Annotated in this window: 21 protein-coding genes and 1 pseudogene; 12 read left to right on the top strand and 10 right to left on the bottom strand. The window is 70.3% G+C overall.

Translation table 11 applies throughout. From position 1 onward, the window contains the following. Positions 1-211: 211 nt before the first annotated feature. The gene (locus tag JIX55_RS43475; RefSeq protein WP_257568709.1) at positions 212-967 is read right to left on the bottom strand and encodes an Atu4866 domain-containing protein; all 756 of its coding nucleotides are present in this window, start codon (positions 965-967) and stop codon (positions 212-214) included. Positions 968-1,312: 345 nt separating this feature from the next. Here JIX55_RS43475 and JIX55_RS43470 point away from each other — a divergent pair, with 345 nt between their 5' ends. The 3 genes from JIX55_RS43470 (at position 1,313) to JIX55_RS43460 (ending at position 2,686) form a co-directional block, all read left to right on the top strand. Beyond that, on the top strand, positions 1,313-1,591 hold the full coding sequence (locus JIX55_RS43470; protein WP_257568708.1) for an Atu4866 domain-containing protein: 279 nt from the start codon (positions 1,313-1,315) through the stop codon (positions 1,589-1,591). Between the two features lie 391 nt (positions 1,592-1,982). Continuing rightward, positions 1,983-2,273 (top strand): hypothetical protein, encoded by a 291-nt coding sequence (locus JIX55_RS43465; protein WP_257568707.1) that lies wholly within the window; start codon positions 1,983-1,985, stop codon positions 2,271-2,273. 2 nt (positions 2,274-2,275) lie between these two features. After that, on the top strand, positions 2,276-2,686 hold the full coding sequence (locus tag JIX55_RS43460) for a nuclear transport factor 2 family protein (RefSeq protein WP_257569689.1): 411 nt from the start codon (positions 2,276-2,278) through the stop codon (positions 2,684-2,686). Positions 2,687-2,725: 39 nt separating this feature from the next. Here JIX55_RS43460 and JIX55_RS43455 read toward each other — a convergent pair whose 3' ends face one another. Together JIX55_RS43455 and JIX55_RS43450 are read right to left on the bottom strand one after the other, a co-directional pair. Further along, positions 2,726-3,655 (bottom strand): helix-turn-helix transcriptional regulator, encoded by a 930-nt coding sequence (locus JIX55_RS43455; RefSeq protein ID WP_257568706.1) that lies wholly within the window; start codon positions 3,653-3,655, stop codon positions 2,726-2,728. Positions 3,656-3,735: 80 nt separating this feature from the next. Beyond that, complete coding sequence (locus tag JIX55_RS43450) at positions 3,736-4,644, bottom strand: helix-turn-helix transcriptional regulator (protein WP_257568705.1); 909 nt, start codon at positions 4,642-4,644, stop codon at positions 3,736-3,738. Positions 4,645-4,876: 232 nt separating this feature from the next. Here JIX55_RS43450 and JIX55_RS43445 point away from each other — a divergent pair, with 232 nt between their 5' ends. Together JIX55_RS43445 and JIX55_RS43440 are read left to right on the top strand one after the other, a co-directional pair. Then, positions 4,877-5,728 (top strand): aldo/keto reductase, encoded by an 852-nt coding sequence (locus JIX55_RS43445; protein WP_257568704.1) that lies wholly within the window; start codon positions 4,877-4,879, stop codon positions 5,726-5,728. 318 nt (positions 5,729-6,046) lie between these two features. Further along, positions 6,047-6,676 (top strand): flavodoxin, encoded by a 630-nt coding sequence (locus JIX55_RS43440; RefSeq protein WP_257568703.1) that lies wholly within the window; start codon positions 6,047-6,049, stop codon positions 6,674-6,676. Positions 6,677-6,779: 103 nt separating this feature from the next. Here JIX55_RS43440 and JIX55_RS43435 read toward each other — a convergent pair whose 3' ends face one another. The 3 genes and pseudogenes from JIX55_RS43435 to JIX55_RS43425 form a co-directional block, all read right to left on the bottom strand. Continuing rightward, a complete protein-coding gene (locus JIX55_RS43435; RefSeq protein ID WP_257568702.1) occupies positions 6,780-7,169 on the bottom strand; it encodes an SDR family oxidoreductase in 390 nt (129 codons plus the stop codon). A 33-nt stretch (positions 7,170-7,202) separates the two neighbouring features. Continuing rightward, positions 7,203-8,012, bottom strand: coding sequence for an SDR family oxidoreductase (locus tag JIX55_RS43430; RefSeq protein ID WP_257568701.1), 810 nt, complete (start codon positions 8,010-8,012; stop codon positions 7,203-7,205). Positions 8,013-8,102: 90 nt separating this feature from the next. Continuing rightward, positions 8,103-8,984 (bottom strand): annotated as a pseudogene (locus JIX55_RS43425) (aldo/keto reductase). 198 nt (positions 8,985-9,182) lie between these two features. On the opposite strand from JIX55_RS43425, the gene JIX55_RS43420 reads away from it, so the two are divergent. Next, the gene (locus tag JIX55_RS43420) at positions 9,183-10,586 is read left to right on the top strand and encodes an MFS transporter (protein ID WP_257568700.1); all 1,404 of its coding nucleotides are present in this window, start codon (positions 9,183-9,185) and stop codon (positions 10,584-10,586) included. Positions 10,587-10,618: 32 nt separating this feature from the next. Here JIX55_RS43420 and JIX55_RS43415 read toward each other — a convergent pair whose 3' ends face one another. The 3 genes from JIX55_RS43415 to JIX55_RS43405 are packed head-to-tail and all read right to left on the bottom strand — an operon-like array spanning position 10,619 to position 14,439. Continuing rightward, complete coding sequence (locus JIX55_RS43415) at positions 10,619-12,814, bottom strand: xanthine dehydrogenase family protein molybdopterin-binding subunit (RefSeq protein WP_257568699.1); 2,196 nt, start codon at positions 12,812-12,814, stop codon at positions 10,619-10,621. Further along, positions 12,811-13,791, bottom strand: coding sequence for an FAD binding domain-containing protein (locus JIX55_RS43410; protein WP_257568698.1), 981 nt, complete (start codon positions 13,789-13,791; stop codon positions 12,811-12,813). Before JIX55_RS43410 ends, JIX55_RS43415 begins: the two co-directional genes overlap by 4 nt. A gap of 6 nt (positions 13,792-13,797) precedes the next feature. Further along, positions 13,798-14,439, bottom strand: a complete 642-nt coding sequence (locus JIX55_RS43405) for a (2Fe-2S)-binding protein (RefSeq protein ID WP_257568697.1) — start codon at positions 14,437-14,439, stop codon at positions 13,798-13,800. Positions 14,440-15,184: 745 nt separating this feature from the next. On the opposite strand from JIX55_RS43405, the gene JIX55_RS43400 reads away from it, so the two are divergent. Together JIX55_RS43400 and JIX55_RS43395 are read left to right on the top strand one after the other, a co-directional pair. After that, the gene (locus JIX55_RS43400) at positions 15,185-15,421 is read left to right on the top strand and encodes a cupin domain-containing protein (protein ID WP_257568696.1); all 237 of its coding nucleotides are present in this window, start codon (positions 15,185-15,187) and stop codon (positions 15,419-15,421) included. Between the two features lie 605 nt (positions 15,422-16,026). Then, a complete protein-coding gene (locus tag JIX55_RS43395; protein ID WP_257568695.1) occupies positions 16,027-16,269 on the top strand; it encodes a PASTA domain-containing protein in 243 nt (80 codons plus the stop codon). A gap of 19 nt (positions 16,270-16,288) precedes the next feature. Here the strand turns inward: JIX55_RS43395 and JIX55_RS43390 are convergent, their stop codons facing one another. Beyond that, positions 16,289-17,266, bottom strand: a complete 978-nt coding sequence (locus tag JIX55_RS43390) for an aldo/keto reductase (RefSeq protein ID WP_257568694.1) — start codon at positions 17,264-17,266, stop codon at positions 16,289-16,291. A gap of 345 nt (positions 17,267-17,611) precedes the next feature. On the opposite strand from JIX55_RS43390, the gene JIX55_RS43385 reads away from it, so the two are divergent. The 4 genes from JIX55_RS43385 to JIX55_RS43370 all read left to right on the top strand — a co-directional run bounded on the left by JIX55_RS43385 (position 17,612) and on the right by JIX55_RS43370 (position 22,405). Beyond that, a complete protein-coding gene (locus JIX55_RS43385) occupies positions 17,612-18,499 on the top strand; it encodes a helix-turn-helix domain-containing protein (protein WP_257568693.1) in 888 nt (295 codons plus the stop codon). 141 nt (positions 18,500-18,640) lie between these two features. Beyond that, on the top strand, positions 18,641-19,486 hold the full coding sequence (locus JIX55_RS43380) for an aldo/keto reductase (RefSeq protein WP_257569688.1): 846 nt from the start codon (positions 18,641-18,643) through the stop codon (positions 19,484-19,486). 134 nt (positions 19,487-19,620) lie between these two features. Next, on the top strand, positions 19,621-20,982 hold the full coding sequence (locus JIX55_RS43375) for a metallophosphoesterase (RefSeq protein ID WP_257569687.1): 1,362 nt from the start codon (positions 19,621-19,623) through the stop codon (positions 20,980-20,982). Between the two features lie 217 nt (positions 20,983-21,199). Next, a complete protein-coding gene (locus JIX55_RS43370; protein WP_257568692.1) occupies positions 21,200-22,405 on the top strand; it encodes an aldo/keto reductase in 1,206 nt (401 codons plus the stop codon). The last annotated feature ends 935 nt before the right edge of the window (positions 22,406-23,340 follow it).

The following is a 23,340-nucleotide window of genomic DNA, read 5'->3' as shown; positions in this document are numbered from 1 at the left end:
CGTATGGAGGTGAGGGCCGGGAGGACGGGCCATGCGCCGGAGATGGCCGGCAGGGTGGGTCGTACGCCGGAGAGGGCTGGGAGGGTGGTCGCCGGGGGCCGGGCTGCTCGAACACCAGCCTCGGCCGCGCCCGCGGCGGCAACCAGGCCGCGGTTTCCCCAGGTGTCGCGCACCCAGGATCGGGACCCGTGAGTGCGCCGACCGGGGAAGGTCAGCCGAGCTTCATGACGTAGCCCGCGTGGTGCAGCTCGTCGCCCTGGAACTCCCCGTAGGCCCAGAAGCCGAGGTCGTCCAGGTAGTCGATGCGGTCGCCGTCGATCCAGTACCGGCCCTGGTAGGCGTGCGGGCGCCCGCCCCGGGTCTCGTCGTAGCGGCCGTCGGCGGTGAGCTCCTGGTGCAGGAAGTCGTGTCTGTCGATCCAGACGCCGACGCGCGGGCTGCCGGTCAGGTCCTGAGCGGCCGGGATGCCCGCCTCGGGGGCAGTGGCCCGGCCGGGGACGTCGGCGCCGGACCACAGGACCGGCCGGCCGGCCGCGACGACTGCGCGGACCTGCTCCGGTCGGGTCATGAGGGTGGCCACGGCGCTCGGCACGTCGGCGGCGAGTTCGTCGGGCACCACCAGGAAGTCGGGGGTGTTGCCCGGGGTCAACGTCGCGACGTACTCCGAGCGGTGGCCACGCCCACCGGCCAGCGCCACGGTGTCCACGACGGCGGGGGCGATGGTCAACCCGGTGCAGTCGACGACGATGGCGTTGTCGTCCCCCGCCGCGGTGATGATGCCGGGGCCGACCCCCACGACCAGGGAGCCGACGAACAGGAGGTCGGCCCCGGTCATGGTCCCGATCAGCGGGTCCATCGTCAGAATGCGGGCGTTGGTGAACAGGACGGGACGCCCCTCGTCGTTCGAGAGAATCTCGTCGAGGACCTCAGGGTTCCAGCGCACGGTGCCGGTGTCGGTGATGCTCATTGCATGCTCCTCAGTGGAGTCGCCTCATCGGTGACCCACTGCGCGAAATCAGCGCCAGTGCAGGTCCGAGGCGAGTGTTCGGCAGCTACGGCGGCTGCCTGACCACCAGGTTCGCCGTGCAGTGGAGCCGCAACCAGGCCGCCGTATCCCTAGGTGTCGGGCACCCACGATCCGCCCCGCCGCGTACGGCGCAGGAGCATGGGGCGGTCTCGCACGACCCGCGCCGCCGTCGCACCGAACGAAGGGCGTCGTCGCTCGCGAGGCTGGGTGCGCGGCGCCCAGGAACCTCTCACCTGGGGAGACGGCGGCCTGGTTGTCACCGGCCGCCCGGGCGATCGTAGAGCCATGACCAGCAACGACACGCCCCGCGACTCCCACCCGTACGTCGGCATGTGGGTGACCGCGGACGGCTTCATCCGCCAGGAACTGCTGCCGAACGGCCGCTACGACGAAGCCCGCGGCAACCGCCGCAGCGCCTACACCGGCAGCTACACCGTCACCGGCAACCACCTCGACTACGTCGACGACACCGGCTTCACCGCCACCGGCGACATCCGCGACGGCGTCCTGTTCCACGAGCACCTGGTGCTTTACCGCGAGGGCGACGAGCACACCCGGCAGTGAGCCTGACCATGGCCAAGGTCCACCTGCCGGTGACCGCCTCCGCCCTGTAGGACCGTTTTCAGTACGGGCCGTTTGCCCTCGCACCGGCCGACCTCACGGCACCCTCCATGGCCAGGGGACCCAAACTGCGCCGCACGATGCCGACCTCTACCCATCTCTGGGAGGCGTCGACGCACTGGACGGAGCGACCCCTTCCGTTTCCCCGCGTCCTGCCAGCGTCCCGAATTAGGCTTCCCAACCACTCACAGAGGCCACCTGCGGCGACTTCCCGGGCCACGATCCGAGACATCTGTGCAGGTCAGAGCAGTTCGTACGTTCCTTGGCGGCAACACTGCCGAACTCGCGAGCAGCGGATTCAGTACCAATGCTCTTTATGGGAAGTGCAGCGGGGATGAGCGAGCAGGAGACGTGTCGGGCCTTCGTCATGCCAGCGTTGTCGGCTGCGGGCTGGGGCAAAGAGCAGGTCCGAGGGCAGTACCCGATCAACGACGGCAAGATGATCGCGTCTGCGCGTAGGCATCGCCAGGGGCCCGCGCTGGTGGCGGACTATGTGCTGGAGTACCGCGACGACGCGCCCATCGCTGTCGTCGAGGCCAAGCGAACCAGCGTCGACGTAGCCGCAGGTATCGAGCAGGCTAAGCGATACGCGAAGGTCGCCAAGGGTGAGATGAAGTGGGGCTGACCATGGCCGAGTTCGCCGAATCCACGGCGCCCGCGGATGTCGTACGCCGCCAGTACCTGGCCTCCGCCGCCGGTGACCTCGAAGCCCTCCGCGCCACTCTTGCCCCCGACGTGGAGTGGACGGAGATGGCCGGCTTCCCCCTCGTCGGCACCTACCGCACCCCTGACGGGGTCACGTCCAACGTAATGGAGAAGCTCGGCCAGGACTGGGACGACTGGACTGCCCACGACGACACCTACGTCGTCGACGGCGAGAACGTCGTCGTCCTGGCCCGCTACACCGCCGTCAACAAGTCCACCGCCAAGTCGATCGACGTCCGCGTCGCGCACCACTTCGTCGTACGCGGCGGACTCATCGTGCGCTTCGAACAGTTCGTCGACACCGCACTCGTGCGCGACGCCATGACCCACTGAGCAAACGGGAGTTCTTCCAGTAAGCCCGGCCCTTGCTGCTCAGTCGGCCGCCCGGCGCCGGGACAGCCGTGTCTCCTCGATGTCGAGCCCCGGCTCGCCGCGTTCCGCGTCGAGAAGGATCAGCTTGTCGTGGTCGGAGGTACCCGGCTCGGCGAAGAACACGACGAACCGCTGCTTGTGGCTGTGCTCCAGCGGCATCGACTCGTAGCCGAGGTGGAGGTCGCCGACGTCGGGGTGGTGGAAGGTCTTGGGGTCCGGGGCGTGCGGTTTGACGTCGAAGCGGTTCCACAGGTCGGCGAAGTCCGGGCTCTTCGCCAGGAGTTCGCCGACCAGGTCGGCCAGGTCCGGGGCGTCCGGTTCGATGCCGGCCAGGGCGCGCAGACGGCCGACGCAGGCGCGGGCCTGCTCGTCCCAGTCGTCGAGTACGTCGCGGGCGAGGGGGTGGAGGAAGGCGTAGCGGGCGAAGTTCCGCCGCGGCGGCGGCCAGTCGGCCAGGCCTGCGAAGAGCCGGAGCGCGCCGGGGTTGAAGGCCAACAGGTCCAGGGTGCGGCTGACGACGTAGGCCGCGTTCGGGCGCACGGACTCCAGGAGCACCATCAGCTGCGGTCTCAGGGTGTGGCCGGGTTCGGGCGGCGGCGCTTCGGGGGCGTAGGCGGCACGGGAAGCGAGCTCGCGCAGGTGCCGGTGCTCGGACGCGTCGAGGAGCAGGGCGCGGGCAAGGGCGTCGACGACCGTGGGACCGGGGTGGGTCTCCTTGCCGCGTTCCAGACGTACGTAGTAGTCGATGCTGATCCCGGCAAGCGTGGCCAGCTCCTCCCGGCGCAGGCCCGGCGTGCGGCGCGGGCCGGGGGCTGTGGTCAGCCCGGCCTGTTCGGGAGTGACCTGCGCGCGGCGGGCGCGCAGATAGGCGCCGAGGTCGCTCGTGGCACCCGTCGTGTGGCCCTTCGCCTTCTCCGCTGCGCGCTCCATGCGTCTATTTTGCCCGTCTTTTCGGGGGTACGTATCGGCGGGTGTGCGGCCCGGCTTGGCCTGCCGACCCAGGTTCTGGATCAGGGCCATGCGTGAGGCTGGGGCACGTCGTTCGTCGCCGGCCGTCTGCCGGGCCCGGGGTCGGTCAGGTCCAGCAGAAGCAGGGCGTCGTGGTCGGGGGTGCCGGGTTCGGCGGCGTAGGCGACGAGGCGCTGGCCCGCTGTGCCGTCGAGTTCCATGGACTGGGCGGCCAGGGTGACCATGCCGACCTGTGGGTGGCGGAACGTCTTGTGGGTGGCCTTGCGGCCGGTGACGTCGTACCGCTCCCACAGCCTGGCGAAGTCAGGGCTCTTGAGCACGAGTTCGCCAACGAGCGTGGTCAGGTCGGGGGCGTCGGGGGCGGTGCCCGCCAGGGCGCGCAGCCGGGCGATGCAGGCGCGTATCTGGACGTCCCAGTCGGGCAACAGCTCGCGGGCCGCGGGGTGCAGGAAGAAGTAACGGGCGAGGTTGCGCCGAGTTGCGGGCCAGTCGTCCAGGCCCGCGTACAGGGCGAGGCCGCCGGGGTTGGAGGCGAGCAGGTCCATGCTGCGGCTGACGACGTACGCCGGGTTCGGGCGCATCGTCTCCAGCAGCAGCTTCAGGTGCGGGCGTACGGACCGACCGGGCGGCGGAGGGGGCTCGGGGGCGTGGCGAGAGGCACGGGCGGCCAGTTCGCGCAGGTGTTGGTGCTCGGCGTCGTCCAGCCGCAGGGCGCGGGCGAGGGCGTCGACGACGGAGGGGCCGGGCCGGGTCTCCTTGCCGCGTTCCAGGCGGACGTAGTAGTCGATGCTGATCCCGGTGAGGGTGGCCAGTTCCTCGCGGCGCAGGCCGGGGGTGCGGCGCAGGCCGGCGCCGACCTTGAGGCCGACCTGTTCGGGTGCGGTCTGTGTGCGGCGGGCACGCAGGAACCGGCCCAGCTCGGCGCCGCCGCTGCTCTGCTCGGATGCCATGCCCTTCAGTGTCACACCGCTCTGACCTGCGCGGCAGAGATGTGAGGGGCCCTGTCACTCCCCCGCTCGCCACCCCCTGGCACAGCTCGGCCTGCCACCGGCGGAGAAAGCGCGCGAAGGTGAATCGTGGCGGGCTTCGCACCATCCCCGTACGGGCCTCCCGCCCGGGTTCGAGCGTCGGCCGTCATCCGGCCCGTGCTCCACACCCTCGTCCCGCTAGAAAGGCACCCTCATGCAGAACGTCACCCTGAACAACGGCGTCGAGATGCCGCTCCTCGGCTTCGGCGTCTTCCAGATCCCGGCGGACCAGACCGAACAGGCAGTCACCGAGGCCCTCGCGGCCGGCTACCGGCTGCTCGACACCGCCGCCTCCTACGAGAACGAGGAGGCCGTCGGCCGCGCCATCAAGAACAGCGGCATCGCGCGCGAGGAGCTCTTCGTCACCACCAAGCTGTGGGTCCAGGACGCGCCCGGCGAGCAGAACACCGAGCGGGCCTTCGAGATGTCGCTGGCCAAGCTCGGCCTGGACCACGTCGACCTGTACCTGATGCACCAGCCCTACGGGGACGTGTACGGCCAGTGGCGTGCCATGGAGGCGCTGAACCGGGAGGGCCGGGCCAAGGCGATCGGCGTCGCCAACTTCTACCCGGACCGGCTCGTCGACCTGATCATCAACAACGAGATCACCCCTGCGGTCAACCAGATCGAGACCCACCCGTTCTTCCAGCGCGCCGCCGACGAGGAGCTGATGCGGGAGCACGGGGTCCAGATCCAGTCCTGGGGCGGGTTCGCCGAGGGCAAGAACGACCTGTTCACCAATCCGCTGCTGAGCCAGATCGGCGAGAAGCACGGCAAGTCCGTGGCCCAGGTGGTGCTGCGCTGGCTGGTCCAGCGGGGCGTCGTCGCGATCCCCAAGTCGGTGCGGCCTGAGCGCATGGCGGAGAACCTCGACGTCTTCGGCTTCGAGCTCACCGACGAGCAGATGGCGGCTATCGCCACCCTGGACACCGGGTCGTCGCTGTTCTTCGACCACCGCGACCCGGCGATGGTCCAGTGGCTCAGCGCGCGACGCGTGGACGGCTGAGTCAGAACACAGACGTGCTCGGTCGGTGTGCGGCTCTGCCCCTCATGGCATCCCCTCGCACAGCCCCCCTCGCCCGGCGCGCCGGACGAGCAAGCTGACCGCCCCGTCCTTTACCAGCAGAGGCTTTCCATGACTGAGCGACAAGGTCCAGCCGGGACCAGCCGACGTCCTCCCTGTCGGTGCCACCGGCGTGGCGGCCACTCAGCGGCATCGACTGCGTCCCCGCAGCCAGAGCGAGCCCCAGCGATGAGCCATACCCTACCCACCGCGCCACGGCGCCGCACAGTGCTCCGCGGCCTGCTCACAGGAGGAGCGGTCATGACGGCCGGTGCCGCGATCGGCGCTTGTTCCGCCTCCCCCGCCTCACCCCGGCCGGACGAAACCGAGTCCGCCGAGCGGCCCGGCACACCCGCCCCGGGTGCCCGCACCGTCCTGCTTGCCTACTTCTCCCGGCCGGGCGAGAACTACCACAACGGCGGACGCCGGAACATCGAGGTCGGCAACACCGAGGTCCTGGCCCGCATGATCGCCGACGGGATCGACTGCGACGTCCACAGCATCCAGGCCGCGGACCCCTATCCGGCCGGCTACGACGCGACCGTCCGGCGTAACGTCCGCGAGCAGGACACCGAGGCACGTCCGGCCGTCGCCAACCCACTGGCCTCCATCGACCGTTACGACACGATCCTGCTCGGCAGCCCCATCTGGAACGTCCGCGCTCCAATGATCATGACGACTTTCACCGAAGCCCTCGACTTCCGCGGCAGAACCGTCGTCCCGTTCACCACCCACGCCATGAGCGGCCTGGGCACCACCGCACGCGACTACGCCGCCTCCTGCCCCGGCGCGACAATCGCCGAGGGCCTCGCGGTACGCGGCGAGGAAGTCCGGGACGCCGCTGCCGCCGTCGACACCTGGCTGAGGCGCATCGGACTGCCCGCCTCGTGACCGGGCACAGGGCCTTTGACTCTCGTGGTCTGCGCTCCTCGGGCGGGACAGGCCGAGGAAGCCGAGGAATGGGTGACCGGCCCGGCAGTCGGCTCCCCGCCGGTCACCGCTGCTGTCGGGTCGGACGGAACAGGATCTCGTTGACGTCGGCTTCCTGGGGCTGGCTCATGGCGAACTCCACGCAGCGGGCGAAGCTGTCCGCGGGGATGGCGTAGTCCTGGTAGAGGCCTGCGACCGCGTCCGCGACGCCTTCGGCCTTGACCGAGGCGGGCAGTTCGGTGTCCACCGCGACGGGAGAGATGACCGTGGTGCGGATGTCGTACGGCTTGAAGATGGCTCCGCCGGGGCCGATGACGTGTCCAGCCACCAAGGAGACGTTGATGAAGTGACCGGACCGCTGCTCCTTGAAGTGCGGCAGGGCTGCCGCGATGCCCCACAGGACGCCCTTGATGTCGACGTCGATGGCCTGCTTCCACCCATCGAGTCGCTCCATCTGGCGCCGAGCACGACCTTGGCGGCCGGGCGGTCAGGCGAGCCGGACAGCTTCAAGGTCCTGCCGTACGGAGGCGGGTTCGGCGTCGAGCGGCATGTTGGCGCTGTCCAGGGCGGCGTCCAGGGAGCCGGGCGCATCGGCCGTGAGGCCGGCGAACAGCGGGTCGAGGTCGGAGGGGGCAGGCCCGTGCTCGGCGACGAGTTCAAGGGTCTTGTGGTCGGCCTCCGGCGAGGTGAGCGCGGAGACGAGGATCTGGGCGATCTGCCGACGGGAAATGACGCCGTCGCTGGGGCTACCGGCGTGCCGGGGGTCGCCCTGCAACATCGTCAGGGCGAGCTGGCCGGGAGCGTTGTAGTCGAACCAGCCAGGGCGGACGATCGTGTACGGGCGCCCGCTTACGCGAACCAGGCGTTCGCCGCGGCGCTTCCACGCGTGGGCGTCGGTGATCATGTCGTCGCGGACCGTGCCGTCGGCGTTCCTGGGGCGGCCTGTGACGCCGATCGCGGTCATCAGCGAGATCCGCGCCGGCTGGTCGCCCAGCGCCGCCAGGGTGTTGCGGACGGCCCCGTAGTCGATGAGTTCCGCCTGGCCGGGGCCGCCGTGGGAGCCGTGGGTGAAGACCACGGCGTCGATGCCGTCGACGGCCTCTTTGAGCGTGTCGGCATCGGTGAGGTCCCCGGTGACGAGCCGGGCGGCCTGAGGCAACTCGGTCCGGGCGCGCCCGGGATCGCGGACGAGGGCCTTCACCTGATGGCCCTGCCGGAGGGCTTCGGCGACGACGAGGGTGCCGATGCTGCCGGTGGCACCGACGACCAGGACCGTCAGAGGGGTGGTGCGTGTCATGGCGGAGGCTCTTCCGTGAGGGCAGGGGTCAGCTGTACGTCGATGTACTGAGCGGAGGCGTCGGCGAACCGCACCGCCGGCACGGCGACTTCACGCCTCGGGGATCTCGCGCCCGTAGTTGTCCAGCGTGATGTCGGCCGGCTCGGGTCCGCCGCGTACGCCGGTGTCGAGCGCGTCGATCGCGGCGAGCTGCTCGATGGTCAGCTCGAAGTCGAAGACGTCGAAGTTCTCGGCGATGCGGGCGGGCTTGGTCGACTTCGGGATCGCGGAGCGGCCCTCCTGCAGATGCCAGCGGAGCATCACCTGCGCGGCCGACTTGCCGTGCCTGCGGGCGATCTCCAGCAGGACCGGGTCGTCGAAGGTCCGCTTCTCGGCGCCGCCGTAGGAGGTGATGCCGCCGATGGGCGACCACGCCTGGGTCAGGATGCCGTGCTCGGCGTGCAGGCGCTGGAGAGCGGTCTGCTGGAAGTAGGGGTGGGCCTCGATCTGGTTGACCGCGGGCACGGCGGATGTCTCCGTCAGTAGGCGCTCCAGGTGCTCGGGCATGAAGTTGCTGACGCCGATGGCCCGTACCCGGCCGTCGGCGAGTAGTTTCTCCAGCGCCCGCTAGGCGTCGAGGGTGCGGTCGAAGGCGGAGGGCAGGGGCTGGTGGAGCAGCAGCAGGTCGAGCTGGTCGACGCCGAGTTTGCCCGCGCTCTTGTCGAAGGCGTGCAGCGCGCCGTCGTAGCCGTAGTCGCTGATCCACAGCTTCGTCTCGATGAACACCTCGTCGCGGGCGAGACCGGAGCGGCGGATGCCGTCGCCGACCTCCCGCTCGTTGCCGTAGGCGGCGGCCGTGTCGACGTGGCGGTAGCCGACGCGCAGGGCCTCTTCGACCGAGGCGGTCGTGACATCGGGCGGGGTCTGGAAGACGCCGAGCCCGAGAGCCGGCATCTCCACACCGTTACTGAGAGTGATCGCGAGGGGGGGCATGCTTCGACGATAGGCAGGCGTCCGACGCCCCGCATCTCATCTGAGGGGCCCTGTCACTACCCCGCATCCCACACCCCGGTACGGCCCGGCCTGGAACGCCCAAGGGTCCGGTCGCACGCTGAGAGCTCGAAGGATCACGTCCGTCTCCGGTGTCCCGGCCGTCACACGGGGGATCCCGGGGAGACCAGGAGAATCTCGATGACCAGCACACAGGCGCCCGCTCCGGGCAGCGCCGCCACCACTCCGGCCGGCGGCGACAGGAGCACCAGCCCGGCCTTCGCGCTCGGTGCCGCACTGCTCGGCTTCTTCGTCATCACCCTGGACGCGCTGATCGTCAGCGTGGCCCTGCCCACCATCGGCGCCGACCTCGGCGGCGGTATGACCGGGCTGCAGTGGGTCGTCGACGGCTACACCCTGGTGCTCGCCGCGCTGCTGCTGTCCGCCGGGTCCGTCTCGGACCGGATCGGCGCCCGGCAGGCGTTCAGCGTGGGCATGGGGTTGTTCCTGATCGCCTCGGCGGCCTGCGGTCTGGCGCCGACGCTGCCCGTCCTGGTCGCGGCCCGCCTGGTGCAGGGCGCGGGCGCGGCGGTCATGATGCCCGCCACCCTCGCCCTGATCCGCGAGGCGTACCCGGACGCCGCCCAGCGCGCCCACGCCCTCGGGTTCTGGGCGCTGGGCGGCTCGGTCGGCTCTGCGGCGGGACCACTGCTCGGCGGCGCGCTGAGCGCCGTGGACTGGCGGTGGATCTTCTTCATCAACCTGCCGGTCGGCGCCGTCGCCCTGGGGCTGCTCACCCGTGTCGCCCGCTCCCCGCGGCGGCCCGTGCCCTTCGACCGGATCGGGCAGATCAGCGCGGTCCTGGCGATGGGCGGTCTGACGTACGCGCTGATCGAGGGCGGCGAGTACGGCTTCCGCCACGCCCCCGTGATCGCGGCTTTCGCGACGGCGGCACTGGCGCTCGCGGTGTTCCTGCGCTCCCAGGCCCGCGGCCGCCACCCGATGCTGCCGCTCACCTTCTTCCGCTCCCGCCCGGTGACCGTCACCCTGCTGGCCGGGTTCACCCTCAACATCGGCTTCTACGGTCTGACGTTCCTGCTCAGCCTCTACTTCCAGCAGCTGCGCGGCCTGTCCGCGCTCGCCACCGGCATCGCGTTCCTGCCGATGACGCTGCTGACCGGCGTCGTGGCCCTCCAAACCGCCCGACTGGTAAGGAAGTTCGGCGCCCGGACCGTCATGACCGCCGGAATGTGGATCATGGCGGCGGGCCTGCTGCTCTTGTTCTTCCTGCCCGGGACAACCCCCGTCTGGCTGGTCGCGGTCCTGATGATCCCGGTCTCCCTCGGCGGTGCCCTCGCCGTACCCGCGATGACCGGACTGATGCTGGAGAGCGTGCGGCCGGAGCAGGCAGGCCTGGCCAGTGGCGCCCTCAACACTTCCCGCCAGTTCGGCGGGGCCCTCGCCGTCGCCGTCTTCGGCGCCCTCATCGCCGACCAGGCCGACTTCCTGCACGGCATGCGCGTCAGCCTGTTCATCGGCGCGGCACTGCTGGTGGCGACCGCCATGGCCGGCGGGCTGCTGCTCAGGCCGACCGCGAGCCGGTGATCCGGCGACCCGTCGGCCGGCGGGCCGCCGGATCAGAGCAGGGATTCGGCAGTGATGGGCAGGTCCCGCACGCGGCGGCCGGTGGCGTGGAAGACGGCGTTGGCGATCGCAGGGGCCACACCGACCAGGACGACCTCGCCGAGGCCTTTGACGCCGAGGGGGTCGGCCTCGTCGTCCCGGCCGTCGACGTAGATCGCCTTCAGGTCGGGGACGTCGGCGTTGACCGGGACGAGATAGTCGGCGAGGTCGGCGTTGACGATCCGGCCGTCGCGGTGGTCGGTGACCGTGTGCTCCAGCAGGGCCGCGCCGATGCCGCCGACCATGGCACCGATGGCCTGGCTGTCGGCCAGCTTGGGGCTGATGATCCGGCCCGCGTCGAAGACACCGAGCATCCGCCGCACCCGGACCAGGCCCAGCCGGGCGTCCACGCCGACCTCGGCGAACACAGCGCCGTACGCGTACATGGACGACCGGGACTGGCCGGGGGTCCAGGAGCCCATCGCCTCCAGATACGCACGCTTGTTGCGGGCGAGGAGTTGTCGGTACGTCTCCCCGCGCGCGGGGTTGTCCGTCATGTGCAGTCGCCCGTTCCGTACGACGATGTCGTCGGCGTCGGCGCCGTACAGCGGTGAGCCCTCGTCCCCCACGGCGAGTTCGATGGCCTGCCGCCGCAGCTTGTCGCAGCCGTCCAGGACGATGGAGCCGACACTCGCCATGGTCAGGGAACCGCCGTGGAGCGGGGCCGTGGGCATGTTCGTGTCGCCGAGCCGGAAAGTGACGTTGCGGACCGCGAGGCCGAGGGCGTCGGCGGCGACCTGGGTCTGCGAGGTGTAGGTGCCGGGGCCCATGTCGCTGGTCGAGGACTCGACCAGGGCGGTGCCGTCGGCGTCCAGCCGTACCCGGGCCTGGCCCGGGGCGCGCAAGGTGTCGTAGACGGCGGTGGCCATGCCGGTGCCGATCAGCCAGTCGCCGTCGCGGGTGGAGCGGGTCCTGGGATTGCGGCGGTCCCAGCCGAACTCGCGGGCGCCCACGGTGTAGCACTCACGCAGCCGCCGGGTGGAGAAGGGCCGACCGCTGGACTGGTCGTTGTCGGGTTCGTTGCGCAGCCGTAGCTCGATGGGGTCGATGCCGAGCTCATGGGCGAGTTCGTCCATCGCGCACTCGATGGGGAAGGCGGCGCTGGAGTAGCCCGGGCCGCGCATCGGGGTCGGGGTGTTGACGTCCAGCGGCACCGTCCGGTGCGTCTGGCTGACGTTGGGGGTGGTGTAGAGCATCTGTCCGGGGGCGAGGACGCCGCGCTCGGCGAACGTCTCGTACCTGGATGTCTCGGCGCGCAGGTCGTGGGTCATGGCCGTCAGCCGCCCGTTGCGGTCGCTGCCCAGGCGCACCTGGTACTCGTACGACGGCCGGTAGCCCACACCGAAGTACAACTGCCTGCGTGTGAGGACCAACTTGACCGGACGGCCCGTCTCGCGGGCGGCGAGGGCCGCGATGGTGATGTGCGGCCAAGCCCGAGCGGCGTTGCCGAAGGCGCCGCCGACGAAGGGGGAGATGACGCGGATGTTCTCGGCCGGGATGCCGAAGTTGGCGGCGAGTTCGGCCCGTGGGCTCTGTACCCACTGGGTCTTGTCCCAGAGCGTGAGTTTGTCGCCGTCCCATTGGGCGACGGTGGCGTGGAGTTCCATCGCGTTGTGGTGGTTGCGGGCGGGCCGGTACGTCATCTCCAGCCGGACGGGGGCGTCGCGCAGGGCCGACTCCGCGTCGCCGCGCGCGTAGGTGCGGGGCTCGCCCACCGCCGGGGCGTCCGCCAGGTCGGTGGCGGGCCGCTCGGTGTCGTAGTCGACCTTCACCAGGCTCGCCGCGTGCTGGGCGGCCTCCAGGGTGGTGGCGACGACGACGGCGACCGGCTGGCCGTGGAAGCGGACCTGGTCGTCCTGGAAGACGCGCAGCCGCTCACCCGGGAGGTTGAGCGAGCCGGGGTTGGGCCCGTAGGGCAGCTTGGGGGCGTTGCGGTGGTGGATCACCTTCAGGACGCCGGGCTGGGCTTCGGCGGCGCGGGTGTCGATGCCGGTGATCCGGCCCCGGCCGATGCCGCTGTCGACCACGACCGCTTGCACGACCCCGTTGGGTTCGTGGTCGGCGGCGTACCTGGCCTGGCCGGTCACTTTCAGGCGGCCGTCCACGCGGGAGAGCGGTGCGCCGACGGCTGCCTGCGGCTGGGGGCTCATCGGCTCTCTCCTACGATGCGCAGCTGGCGTTCGACGGTGCGTTTGAGCAGCTCCACCTTGAAGCGGTTGTGGGTGAGCGGGCGGGCGCCTTCCGCCGCGTGTGCGGCAGCCACGGCCCAGAGCCGTTCCGAGGGGCGCTCGCCGACGAGTGCTCGCTCCACGGCCGGCAGCTTCCACGGCACGGTGCCCACGCCTCCAGCGGCGACCTTGGCCTCCCGGATCACGCCACCGCGCACGTGCAGGGCGACCGCGGCCGAGGTGAGCGCGAACTCGTAGGACTGCCGGTCACGGACTTTCAGGTAGCCGGACTTGAGCGGACGGGGATGAGCCGGGATCTCCACGGCGATGATCAACTCACCCTTGCGGAGGGCCTGTTCGCTGCTCGGTGTGCTGCCGGGCCGCAGCAGGAAGTCGGCGATGGGGACGGTGCGCTCACCGTCGGGGCCGAGCACGTGCACCCGTGCCTCCAGGGCGGCGAAGGCCACGGCCGCGTCGGAGGGATGGTTGGCCACGCAGGCGTCGGAGGTGCCCAGGATCGCGTGGCTGCGGTTGAAGCCCTCCCGCGCGGCGCAACCCGAGCCGGGCTCGCGCTTGTTGCAGTCGGCGGTCACGTCACGGAAGTAGGTACAGCGGGTGCGCTGCATAATGTTGCCGCCGATGGTCGCCATGTTCCGCAACTGGGCGGACGCGCTCAGCTCCAGTGCCTGCGAGACGACCGGATACGTGGTGCGCACCTTGCGGTGAGCGGCGGCCTCGCTCATGGTCACCAGCGCGCCGAAGCGCAGCCCGCCCCGCTCGGTGACAGTGACGTCGCGCAGCGGCAGGCCGCTGATGTCGACCAGGGTGTCGGGGCGTTCGACGGTCTCACGCATCAGGTCGACCAGTGTGGTGCCGCCGGCGATGTAACGGCCGCCGCGCAGACCGGCGTTGAGAGCCTGACGCGTGCTGGGCGCCTTGGTGATGGAGAAGGGATACATCGGCACTCACTTCCGGCCCGTAGCCTGCTCGACCGCGCGCACGATCTTCACGTAGCAGCCGCAGCGGCAGATGTTGCCGCTCATCCACTCCCGGATCTCTTCCGGCGAGCCGGTGTGGCCCTCCTGGATGCAGCCGACACCGGAGACGATCTGGCCCGGCGTGCAGTAACCGCACTGGAACGCGTCCTGGTCGATGAACGCCTGCTGCAGCGGATGCAGTTGATCCCCCTTGGCCAGACCCTCGACGGTGGTGACGTCCGCACCCTCCAGCCGCACCGCCAGTGTCAGACAGGAGTTGACCCGCCGCCCATCCACCAGAACTGTGCACGCCCCGCAGGCCCCGGCGTTGCAGCCCTTCTTCGAGCCGGTCAGGCCGAGGTGCTCGCGCAGAAGGTCCAGCAGCGAGGTGCGGTTGTCGACCGTGACGGTGTGCCGCTCGCCGTTGACGGCCAACGAGACGCGACTGCTGGGCGAGGTCTCGGCGGCAGCGGCCTCCTCGGCGCCGATCAGCAACGACCCCGGGGCCAGACCGCCGGCCGCGATGACACAGCCCGTCACGGAGGTCGTCGCGATGAAGGTACGGCGTGACGGTGTGGACGCCGCACGGGCGGGGGGAGACGCGGCTGACTCGGGGGGTTCGGTAGACATGCTCACTTCTCTCTGCACAAGGAAGGTGGGGGACTTGCTGATCGACGTGAGCCCACGACGGAGTGCCGCCCTGCACCTCTCGGCATTCCGGGCTTCCGCCCAGCCTGGTGGTCCAACTGGCCGCGTGACAGGCCGTGTTGTCCCAGGGGGTGGTCAACGGGGGAACGACAGGGCCCCTCTCCCACCTGTCCCACGGGGCACGCCACTGCCAGACTGGGCATTTTGAGCGCCGAAGCGTGCCCGTCGGCGGGTGAGGGACATCGACAGCGGAGCAGCCGTGTGCGGGGTAGCGACAGGGCCCCCTTTCGGCCGGCCCGCGCCGGACAGGGCGGTGACGGTGGCTGGTGAGACGCCCTCCGGTCCGGCCCCAGTGGCCGCGGCGCGCTGAGTCGCGGCGTCCGGCCCGCACACCGCAGGGCCGCCCGACCGGGTCCACGCCGGAGGCGGGCCATTCCCCGACCACTCTTTCAGGAGCCTCGATCCCCACCCCGCCCTGGGCGGCCCAGCAGCTGCTCGGCGACCTCGCCCCGAAGATGGTCCAGCTGACCGACGGATGGGCGGCCTTGTCCAGCTCAAGACCCTCGTCGAAGAACAGCCCCGCCCGTAGCGGCAGCAGGAGGACACGGCATGGAACTGCTCGCGAAGACGCCCACCGCCAAGGCTCCGGCCGAACGCTTCACCGGCGACGTCCGGGTAGACATGCTCGCGCAGGGTATGCCCCCCGTCGCGGCTGGTGGCGGCCGAGGTGCGGTTCGCACCCTGCGCCCGCACCGCCTGGCACCGGCACACCCTCGGCCGGACGCTGCACGTCACCTCAGGGCTCGGCCTCGTGGCCTCCCGAGACGCCACGGTCCTCGTGCTGCGCCCGGGCGTCACCGTGCACACCCCTCCCGGCGAGTGGCACTGGCACGGCGCGGCCCCCGGCCACTTCATGGCCCGCCTCGCCCTGTCCGAGTCCGGCGGCGACCCGGCCCCGCCCTGAGCAGCGGCTGCGCCGGGTCAGCCACCGCTCCCGCATCGTCAGCGGTCTGTCCGGCTTCCGCGGCGCGGTCTCCCTCGCCGTCGTGCTCTCCGTCCCCACCGCGTTGGACGACGGCACCGCCTTTCCCCGACCACGACACGATCGTCTTCGTCACCGCCTGCGTCATCGTCCTCACCCTCGTCGTCCAGGGCGCCCTCCTGCCCGCCGTCGTCCGCTGGGCCCACCTGTCCACCGACACCGCCGCCGAAGCCGAACTCCGCCTCGCCGAAACCACGGCGACCCAGGACGCGCTCGCCGCCCCGTGGCAGATCTCGGCACCGGCCCGAGAGCCACGGACCAGCTTCGCAACGAACTCCGACGCCACCTGAACGTCCTCACCGCGGAACCCGGCGGCGATCATCCGGCACTGCGCCACGCCACCGCCCTCCGCCTCGCCGTCGTCGCCCACGACGCGCCACCGTCATCCGCCTGCGCGACCCCCGGCAGATCGACGACACCGTCCTGCGCCGCCTCCGGTCCCGCCTCGACACCGGCGAGAACCGCCTCACCCCCACCGAGCCGGCCGAGTAGCCCAGCAGCGGCGCGGCCGGCCGTATGGTGCGGGGATGGGTGACAGGCCGTCACGTATCGAAGTCCCTGACGTGGTCGGGATGACGGGGCGAGAAGCGCACGCTCTTTGCCGTGGTCTGGGGCTGTTCCTGGGCTACTACAACATGGATCAGCAACTGCCACAGAGCATGGTGATCGCTTATCAGGAGCCCCCACCCGGAGCCATGGCAGCACCTGCCGCGGCAGTCAGGATCTGGACGACGTCGGATCCGCTGCCCGACGATCGGCGGCCGCAGTAGCCGGCCCTTGACCGGCCGATCAGAAATAGGTCGGCAGGCGCGGGGTGTAGGGGTCTTCCAGTGCGGCGATCTCGTCTTCGGTGAGCGTCAGGTCGAGCGCGGCGACGGCGTCGGTGAGGTGGCGGGTCTTGGTGGCGCCGACGATGGGCGCGGACACGACGGGGTTCTTCAGCACCCAGGCCAGTGCGACCTGGGCCATCGGGACACCGTGCGCGTCGGCGATCTTCTGGACGGCGTCGACGATGGCTTCGTCGGTGTCGACGAACAGAGGGCGGCCGGCGTAGTCGGTGTCGGGGGCGGCCTTGGCCCGTACGGTGCTGTCCTGGCCCCAGGGGCGGGCGACACGGCCGCCGGCCAGGGGACTCCAGGGGATGGAGCCGACACCGGAGTGGGCGAGCAGGCCGAACATCTCCCGCTCCTCCTCCCGTGCCAGCAGGCTGTACTGGTCCTGCATGGACACGAAGGGCGTCCAGCCGTGGCTCTGGGCCGCGTGCTGCATGGTGGCGAACTGCCAGGCCCACATCGAGGAGGCGCCGAGGTAGCGGACCTTGCCGGCCTTGACGAGGTCGTGCAGAGCTTCCATGGTCTCCTCGACCGGGGTCTGCGGGTCGAAGCGGTGGATCTGGTAGAGGTCGACGTAGTCGGTGCCCAGCCGGGTCAGGGAGGCGTCGATCTGCTCCATCACGGCCTTGCGCGACAGGCCCGACCCACCGGGTCCGTCGTGCATGGGGTTGAACAGCTTGGTGGCCAGGACGACGTCGTCGCGCTTCGTGTACTTCTTGATCGCGCGGCCCACGACCTCCTCGGAGGTGCCGTAGGCGTAGATGTTGGCGGTGTCCCAGAAGGTGATCCCGGACTCGACGGCCTGGCGGAAGATCGGTGCGGCGCCGTCGTCGTCCAGAGCCCACGGCATCTGCGAGGTGTCGCCGAAGCTCATGCATCCGAGTGCGATGCGGCTGATCTTCAGTCCGGAGGTACCCAGCCGGGTGTACTGCATGACGTTTCCTCATCGTCGGCGCAGCCGGCCGACACCGGCTGCTTCATCATCGAGGCTAGGCAGCCGACGGTGGCGGTGGGAGATGCTGCCAGCACCCCCCAGCCGGGCGGGCGACACGTCTGCTGCCGAGGTGTGGGCCGCCTGGGGCGCGGCGCTTCCCGGCCACCCGACGGGCACGGATCACCCCCGGACCAGGTCGGCCGGACCCGCGGTCAGCTGCGCGCGACGACCCGCGGCCCGGCATGAGCGTGCGGTGGCTCAGCGGACGCCGACGCGCGGGATGGTGCCGAGGGGGGTGCTGGCAGCATCTCCCACGTCCGAAGCAGAGCTCGTAGCGTGAAGGACATGAACAACCGCAGCGAGGTACGGGACTTTCTGATCTCCCGCCGCGGGAAGGTCACCCCCGAGCAGGTGGGCCTCGTCGATCACGGCGGCACCCGCCGTGTGCCCGGTCTGCGACGCAGCGAGGTGGCCGACCTGGCCGGGGTGTCCGTGGAGTACTACACCCAGCTGGAGCGCGGCAACGTGCGCGGCGCCTCCGAGAGCGTCCTGGACGCGGTGGCCCGGGCGCTGCTGCTGGACGAGGCCGAGCGGGCACACCTGTTCGACCTGGCGCGTGCGGCCAACAGCGGCACGGCGGTACGCCGCCGCCCGGCGGTGCAGCGGGTACGTCCGGCCATCCAGGCGATCCTGGACAGCCAGCTGTCCCCGGCCTATGTCACCAACGGCCTCGGGAACGTCATGGCCACCAACACGCTGGGCCGAGCCCTCCTGTCTCCGCTGTACGAGGATCCCGCCCGGCCGGTCAACGCCGCACGGTTCCGCTTCCTGAACCCCCGCGCGGCCGGCTACTACCTCGACTGGGAGGCCACCGGCCGCGACAGCGTCGCCGGGCTGCGCCTCATGGCCGGCAAGAACCCCTACGACAAGGCGCTCACCGATCTGATCGGGGAACTGTGCACCCGCAGCGAGGAGTTCCGCACCCGGTGGGCCTCACAGGACGTCCGGCTGCACCGCACGGGAGTCAAACGGTTGCACCACCCGGTCGTCGGTGACCTCGAACTCTCCTACGAAGCCCTGGAACTGCCTGCCGATGCCGGTCTCGTGCTGATCGTCTGCACCGCGGAACCCGGCTCACCCAGCCGCCAGGCCCTCGACCTGCTCGCCAGCTGGGCTGCCGCGCCGGACCCCGTCGAGCCCGCTCAGGAAGAACCGAGCGACCACAGCCAGTAGCACCCGGCCCACATTCCCCGAAACCGTCCAGCCCGCCGCCGGCCACCGGCTGAGCACGGGCAGCGAACCGCCGTTCCCCCACGTGCCGGTGCGCACCCCCGCGCCCTTCAGCACCACCCCGAAAGGTTCACCATGTCCAAGATCCCCGATGTCACGCTGAACAACGGTGTCCAGATGCCGATCCTCGGCTTCGGCGTCTTCCAGGTCCCCGCCGAGGAAACCGAGCGGGTCGTCACCGACGCCCTCGCCACCGGCTACCGCCACCTCGACACCGCCGCCGCCTACGGCAACGAAGAGGCCGTCGGCAAGGCCGTCAAGGCCAGCGGCATCGCCCGCGACGAGCTGTTCATCACCACCAAGATGTGGGTCAACGAAAAGGGCGAAGAGGGCGCCAAGGCGGCCTTCGACACGTCCCTGCGCCTGCTCGGCCTTGACTACCTGGACCTGTACCTGATCCACCAGCCCTTCGGCGACTACTACAGCTCCTGGCGCGCCATGCAGGACCTACACCGTCAGGGCCTGATCAAGGCGATCGGCGTGTCGAACTTCTACGCCGACCGCCTGGTCGACCTGATCGACCACAACGAGATCGTCCCGGCGGTCAACCAGATCGAGACCCACCCGTACTTCCAGCGCGCCCACGACCAGGCCCTCATGGCCGAGCGCGGCGTGCAGATCGAGTCGTGGGGCCCGCTGGCCGAAGGCCGCAACAACATCTTCAGCGACCCAACGCTGAGCGCCATCGGGGAGGCGCACGGCAAGTCCGTGGCCCAGGTGGTACTGCGCTGGCTGACCCAGCGCGGTGTCGTGGTGATCCCGAAGTCCTCGCGACCGGAGCGCATGGCCGAGAACATCGCGGTCTTTGACTTCGAGCTGACCGGCGACGAGATGGACCGCATCGCCGCGATGGACACCGGAGCCAGCCTCGTCTTCGACCACCGCGACCCGCAGACGGTCAGCGCCGTCGGCGGGTACCGCCTCGGCTGAGATCGCCCTTTCCGGGTGACGCGCGCTGACATCGCAAGACCCGGTGCAGGTAGGGGCTCATCCAACCTGGAGCCGTCTCAGTCGTGCCTGCTCATGAGCCGGCACGCATCTCAAAGGAAGGGCTGCGCAGGGTCGTGGTCGTCATATTCGCGCTCGTCAGTGCCGTCCTGCTGGCACTGTTCGGCGCACTCCACTGGTACGTGTGGCGCCGTCTCATACGGGACACCACACCCAAGGGTTCGCGCCTCCGGCGGGCAGGCAGCGTCGCCTTCGTGGCCGGGCCCCTGCTGTCGGTGGGTGCCATGACGGCAGAGGGCGAAAGCGTCCCCTTCCTTGTGCAGCGGATCCTGGCCTGGCCCGGGTACCTGTGGATGGCCCTGTTCCTGTACCTGCTGCTCGCACTGTTGGCCGGTGAGGCGGTGCGGCCTGTGCTACGGCGGTGGCTCGCGCGGCGGGACGTCGGCGCAGGTCTACGGCAGCGGGTTCCGGCGGCGACTCGGCCCGCGGAAGCGCAAGCGGGTAATGGCGGCACGGAGGAACTCGTTTCGGCCGACGTGCCACTGCCGACACCAGGGCATCGCGGCGATTCCGCTGCGGCAGGAGGCACCGGCGGGTCCGTCATCGTTCTGGCCCCCACGCCCGCACCGGCAACTGACACCGCCCCCGCCGGCCCGTCACGCCGCCTCTTCGTCTCCCGTGTCGTGGGCGGCGCCGCGGCGGCCGTCGCGGTCGGTACCGTCGGCCACGGCACGTACGGCGTCCTCCGTGGACCGAAGGTCAAGCACGTCACGATTCCGCTGGCCAAGCTCCCGCGCGGCGCGCACGGGTTCCGCATCGCCGTGGTCAGCGACATCCACGTCGGGCCCATCCTGGGCCGCGCCTTCTCCCAACGGGTCGTCGACACCATCAACGCCACCCAGCCCGACCTGATCGCGGTCGTCGGCGACCTGGTGGACGGCAGCGTCGAGAACCTGACCCCGGCCGTCGAGCCACTCGCCCGACTCCGGGCCCGGCACGGCACGTACTTCGTGACGGGCAACCACGAGTACATCTCCGGCGCCGAGCCGTGGATCGAGAAGGTACGGGAGCTGGGGCTGCGCCCGCTGGAGAACGCCCGCACGGAACTGCCCGGCTTCGACCTGGCCGGCGTCAACGACGTCCAAGGCGAAGCAGAAGGCCAGGGCCCCGACTTCGACAGGGCCCTCGGCGACCGCGATCGTTCGCGCGCGGCTGTCCTCCTCGCCCACCAGCCCGTCGTCATCCGGGACGCCGTCCGCCACGGCGTCGACCTCCAGCTCTCCGGCCACACCCACGGAGGTCAACTCTGGCCCGGCAGCCTCCTCGCCGAGCTCGCCAACCCCACCGTCACGGGCCTGGAACGGTACGGCGACACCCAGCTGTACGTCAGCCGCGGCGCCGGCGCCTGGGGCCCACCCATCCGCGTGGGCGCACCGTCCGACATCACCGTCGTCGAACTCGCCTCACGGCAGGCGTAGTCCACGGCCTGGCCCACTCTGCGACGCCCGGCAGCCCTCACCGAGTTCCGGAGCATCTGGTCTGACCGGACACAGGTCTCGGCCGCCCGACAGAACCACCGCATCGCAATGCCGTACAACCCGGACGCAACCAACAGGGCAGCGATGTCCGCTTCTTCGTCGCCCACGGTGACACGCCGAGGGTGCTCTCCACAGACGACCACGAAGGACGTAACCCATGCGCGAACAGGACAGCACGCCGAACAGCAATCCGACAGAGCGCGGCCGTCGCGGCTTCCTGGGCGCGGCCGCACTCGCAGCGACCTCGCTGATGGCCGTCACGGGAGCCGCACCAGCCCAGGCACACGCGGCACCGCCGGGCAACAGCACCTGGGCCCCCACACGCCGTCGCAACCAGGTGACCGCGGCGATCACGCAGACCGGTCACCGCAGGCTCGGGTCCTTGAAGGTTTCGAGCATCGGCCTCGGCACCCAGACCATGCCGGGCAACCTCTACGGCCCCGTCACCAGCCGCAAGGACATGGTCACCCTCATCCGCACAGCCGTTGACCAGGGGGTGACGTTCTTCGACACGGCCGAGGCGTACGGGCCCTTCGAGTCGGAACGGATCGTCGGGGACGCCCTCCGGCCCGTCCGCGACGACGTGGTGATCGCGTCCAAGTTCGGCTGGGACATCGACCCGGTCACGGGCGCCCGCAACGGCCTGAACAGCCGCCCGGACCACATCCGCCGAGCCGTTGACGGCATGCTCAAGCGCCTCCGGACGGACCACATCGACCTGCTCTACCAGCACCGCGTCGATCCCACCGTCCCGATCGAGGACGTCGCGGACACGGTGAAGGACCTCATGGCCCAGGGCAAGGTGCTGCACTGGGGCCTCTCCGAGCCGGGCCTTCAGACCATCCGCCGGGCCCACGCCGTCCAGCCACTCACCGCGATCCAGAACGAGTACTCCATGCTCTGGCGCGGACCGGAGGACAAGGTCCTGCCGCTCTGTGAGGAACTCGGGATCGGCTTCGTCTGCTGGGCGCCTCTGGGCATGGGCTTCACGACCGGAACGATGAGTCCGTACTTCCGGTTCACAGAGGATGACCGCCGGACCGTGTTCCCCCGCAACAGCCAGGACAACCTGGCCGCCAACATGCCACTGGTACAGCTCCTCCAGGACTGGGCCGTACGCAAGGGCGCCACACCTGCCCAGATCGACCTCGCCTGGCTGCTGGCCCAGAAGCCCTGGATCGTGCCGATACCCAGCACCACCAGGCTGTCCCACCTCCTTGAGAACATCGGCGCGGAAGAGGTCCAGTTCAGCCCAGCCGAACTCCAGGAGCTGACCGCCGCCGTCGCACGCATCACCATCCACGGTGACCGCCTCCCGCCGGCTGCCCTCGCAATGACGGGCGTCGAAGCACCGACCCGCTGAGCAACCACGCGGACCCGCCCCGGCAGTACTCGACAAGTGTGGGCCGTCCGGAAATCCCGGGCGGCCCACACCGTTGTCGTCTTCTCCGTGATGCAGAACAGCCTCATCGGTCTGACCGGCGTACGACCCGCACCCTGCCGCCCCGGTCATATGCCGCGGCGCGGACCTCCGGCCATGACGGCACACCAGGTGCCCGTCCGGCCTGGCGAACCTCTGTTCCGTCGTGGGCGATCAGCTTCGGCTCCCTCTCGTGGAGTTTCGCGAGCAGAGCGGTCACCCGTTCCTCCAGGCGTGGTCCGGTGCGGATCCATCACCCTCTACAACGACAGCTCCGGCACCACCGACCTCGTCATCGACTCCAGCGGCTACTACACCTGACAGACACACCCGCTTGAGGCATCGGGGCCGGGCACGCAGCAAGTGCCCGGCCCCGACCACCTCCCTGCAGGACACACCTGAGGCAAAGCCGACATGTGGCGCGGATGCCGATCCACGCTGAGGCGGCTACCACCACCCGCCTTCGCATTGGTGCACGAAAGGTCGAGGGCCTCTCAGAGGCCGCCGCTACACCTGAGTTCCGGGCCGTTTCCTTTTCGGGCCGTTTCCTTGCCCCCCCGTCGGCCATCGCCAGACGCTCTCTCAGCAGGTACCCGCCATCACTGACCATCAGGTGCACTGTCGGCCCGGAGACACCGTCGCCTGGACACGGCCGTGCCGCACCGGCCCCTGTACGGCCCCTGGGTCTTGGCATCGATCCTCAGGGCAGTCGCCAAGACAGCGAGCGGAAACTTCGATCACCCACTCCGCCGCAGGTCAGAGGGCTTGGAACCCCCCAGAGCGTCGCCGGACCCCAAACCCACGAGCAGCGGATTCAGTCCGTTCAGGCGAAGTTGACGCTCCGACACCCGAAAATGAACGTTTCCGCAGGTCAGAGA

The organism is Streptomyces sp. DSM 40750 (assembly GCF_024612035.1).
Lineage (GTDB): Bacteria > Actinomycetota > Actinomycetes > Streptomycetales > Streptomycetaceae > Streptomyces.
Note: the sequence above shows the minus strand (reverse complement) of the source record. Positions and strands in the feature narration are given on the sequence as shown.